This is a genomic window from Stenotrophomonas sp. YIM B13575 (assembly GCF_042787595.1).
GTDB classification, from domain to species: Bacteria; Pseudomonadota; Gammaproteobacteria; order Xanthomonadales; family Xanthomonadaceae; genus Stenotrophomonas; species Stenotrophomonas lactitubi_B.
Map to the genome: position 1 here is coordinate 1 of NZ_JBHZOP010000135.1, position 3395 is coordinate 3395.

At 58.1% G+C, this 3395-nt stretch carries 2 protein-coding genes and 1 pseudogene; all 3 read left to right on the forward strand.

Annotation, left to right across the window (positions count from 1 at the left end; genetic code table 11):
* Positions 1 to 707: 707 nt before the first annotated feature.
* Positions 708 to 797, forward strand: a pseudogene (locus ACFX4F_RS18320) (VENN motif pre-toxin domain-containing protein); the annotation flags it as partial.
* Between the two features lie 21 nt (positions 798 to 818).
* A complete protein-coding gene (locus tag ACFX4F_RS18325) occupies positions 819 to 1931 on the forward strand; it encodes a deaminase domain-containing protein (RefSeq protein ID WP_380657660.1) in 1113 nt (370 codons plus the stop codon).
* A 594-nt stretch (positions 1932 to 2525) separates the two neighbouring features.
* Positions 2526 to 3395 (forward strand): hemagglutinin repeat-containing protein (locus tag ACFX4F_RS18330; RefSeq protein ID WP_380657662.1); only part of this gene is annotated, 870 nt, incomplete at its 3' end.

The following is a 3395-nucleotide window of genomic DNA, read 5'->3' on the forward strand; positions in this document are numbered from 1 at the left end:
TGGCCCAGGCATGTCGATGTCGGAGAGTGGCGGCGACAGCAGTTCCACGCTTGCAACGCTGACCGAAGGCAGCATCACCATCGGCGGCAAGCAGACCACGGCGGCGGAGCTGGGTATCAATACCGATGCCAGTGCCGCGCATCGTGCGCTGGAGGCATTGCCGGATGCCAGCAAGTTGCTGGCCGATCAGCAGGCGATGGCGGCTGCGGCGGGGACGGTGCTTTCAACGAGCAGACAGATTTCTGGAGACCTTGCCTCCCGCGCTCAGGCCGGTGCTGCGAACGCCTATGACGGCTTTGTGGAAAAGCTTGAGGGACAGGATCTTGCCGACTTCCAAGCACTTGATGCCGAGGGACGGCAGAACTACGTCCTCAGCCATAGTGCAGACTACCGCAACTTCTACAGATCCCAACTCCAGTGGGGGATCGGCGGGGACTACAGCCGGGCCTTGGGCGCCGTTACTATGGCCCTTATCGGCGGTGCGTCCGGCCAAGGCGCCAGCCAGGTCGTGGGCAATGCACTTGCTCCCTACGCGGCCCAGTTGATCGGAGAAAAATTCGACACAGGCCACGGTAGCGATCCCAATGCCGTAGCGCAGGCACTGTCACATGCGTTGCTTGGTGCAGTTCTGGCGGAGCTCAATGGCGGCTCGGCGTCAGGGGGGGGCGCTGGCTGGAGCGGGCGGAGAGATCGCTGCGGGCGTGCTGATGCAGGCTTTCCCTTACGCGGACAAAGAAACGATTTCGGCGCTCTCTCAGGCGGTTGGAGCACTGGCGGGTGGTGCGGCGGGGGGCGATCTTGCACAGATCGCTCTCAGTATGGGAATCAGCAAAAATGCCGTAGAAAACAATCGACTTCTAAATGCAGTAGAGCTGGCCCGCATCAAGGAGTTGAGCAACGGCGACGTTGTTCGTGAAGCTGAGCTCACAGCAGCAGCGTGTGCTCTCGTCAAATGTTCAGCTGGGTTCGCGGAAGGCAGTGTTGAGAGGGCCGAGTGGGCAGCCATCGAAGCGTTGGGCTCGACCCCGGAGGCTCTGGATGATCGACAGTGGCTGAAGGTGCAGGTACAGCCAGGCTATTTGTACACGGCGGGCAATGGAGTGGCAACCCAGGAACAGCTGTTCGACTATGCATTTACGGATTACCTGTTTGACTGGGGTTCGAGAAATCAGGCTGGAGTGCGTGCATTCGGCGGCCTGCAGGCGGTTGGCGGAGCGGCGCAGGCGGCTGGTGGTATTGCGATATCACCATCGTGTGCGTCGATAATCGGCTGTGTAGGCGCAGGTTTTCTGATTGCAAGCGGCTATGACAACGCGGTAGCCGGCACCAGCACGCTGTTCACGGGTAAGCCTGCCGCTACTTGGGGCGGACAGGCATTCCAAGCGGCTGGAATTTCGCCAGATGTGGCAGAGCTGCTGTATGCCTTGACTCAAATTGGCGCGGCTGGAGGTACGTCAGGCGGCTTGGTGCGCGGGACAGGAGAATTGCTTGGTGAGCAGGCAGGAAGTAAAGCGAATCAGGGAAATTTTTCCCGATATTTGTCCAACTCCACGGCCCCGGAAATCCAGCAATCTCTGGCCGGACGTGTCTCCGACTTGCGCGGCACTCTACCTCTAGAGTTGCAGGCCAAGGGAAATATCGCCGTTGCTAACGTTGAGATTGCGGGGCTGCCGTCTGAGCTCCGTGCTTTCAGTCGCTATGCTGAAGGAGAAGCGGGCTTCGTTGCTGCCCCTGAGGGAGAGACCGTATTCAAGACTCTAAGTGTGGGTGACTGGGGTAAGGTTGACGGAAAGAATGCTTTCCTGAGGGATGTTGATGGTGAGTTCAAGATTCTTGAAAATGTTGCAAGATCGTTGGGGGACAATCCGTCTGCCGTTGGTAGGATCGATCTTTTTACTGAGTTGAAGGCGTGTGCTAGTTGTTCCAGGTAATATTGCAGTTTAGGGCCCGGTATCCGGGAATACAGCTTAATGTTTATAGTGGGAAGTGATGATGAAGCCTTGGGGGTATAGGGATTACGTGAGGTCGGTAAGCTCTGATGTGGAAGAGGGCATTGGTAAGTTGGGTTATGATTTCGGCCAGGCTATTCTATTTGCATATTCTTCTCTCGAGTTGAAGTTGGAGAATTTTCCCGGGGAAGAGATTTTTGCGCTAACTGCGCTTCTTGCTTGCATATTGGATAGGGGGGCTTTGTCGTTTTATGAGGTTGAGGATGAGATTCCATTTAAGTTTGCAAGAAGTTGCGCGGACGGCAGCGCCGGGAATGCCTCTCAGGCGCTGAATGGAGCCGAGCTCGTAGATTTCTTGTGCGACTTGGGGCGAGTAAGGGCTGCGCTGAGTGTATGAGTGGCATGGTGTTGTTTCGCACACCTAGAGTTTGGCTTTCCTCGAGATTGATTCGTTATATTTTGAGCGAAATTTGGGTGTGGAAATAAATGTGGTTTGGGGTTTGGTGTGCAATGCAGGAGTCGGTCTTGTTTGCCGCCTTCTGCTGAAATGAGTTCGCTATTGAGATAGATGTCTAGCTGGTATTTTTCGATGGCGGAGTTTCTTCACATGGCTCGACCATCCAGGGCGGCGGCAACGTCAACCTGACCAGCACGACGGGCGACATCCACGTAGTGCAGGGCAACCTGAGCGCAGGCAACACACTCAGCCTGGATTCTGCGGGCGACATCCTGTTGGAAGCGGGCAAGGCGCACGTGGCAGACCACAGCAAGAGCAGCAATGCCGGCCCCGAAGTGGGCGTTGGCGTTGTCGTGGGCGCGCAGACGGGCGTGTACGTGTATGCCGAAGCCAGCGTGGGCAGCAGCAAGTCGAACTCGGACAGCAACACCTGGCAGAACACCACGCTGACCGGCCAGCACATTTCGCTTAAGGCCGAGGGTGATACCACCTTGCGTGGCGCGACCGCCACGGCCGACCGCATCGACGTCAAGACCGGCGGCACGCTGACCATCGAATCGCTGCAGGACATGGCCGAGAGCATGTCCAAGAACAGCCAGGTGGGTGGGCGCGTGCAGGTGGCCTTCGGCAATGCGTGGAATGCCGATGGCTACGCCAGCGCAGGCAAGGCAGAGGGCAGCTACCAGGGCGTGGGCCAGCAGAGTGGCTTGTTTGCCGGCAACGGTGGCTATCATGTGGATGCTGGACACGTGAATCTGATTGGCGGCGCGATTTCCAGCACCAACGCGGCCAACAGTGAACTGACCGCACAGACGCTGACCTTCAGCGATCTGCAGAACCAGATGGACTACTCGGCCAGCTCGGGCAGCATCAGTGGCGGTGCCGGCGGGCAGATGAAGGGTTGGGATCCGAAGGCGGGCACTACCGCCCCTCGCGGTGGCCCAGGCATGTCGATGTCGGAGAGTGGCGGCGACAGCAGTTCCACGCTT

Coding starts and splice junctions, on each gene's coding strand:
- ACFX4F_RS18325 (WP_380657660.1), top strand. CDS start 819: ATGGGAATCAGCAAAAATGCCGTAGAAAACAATCGACTTCTAAATGCA.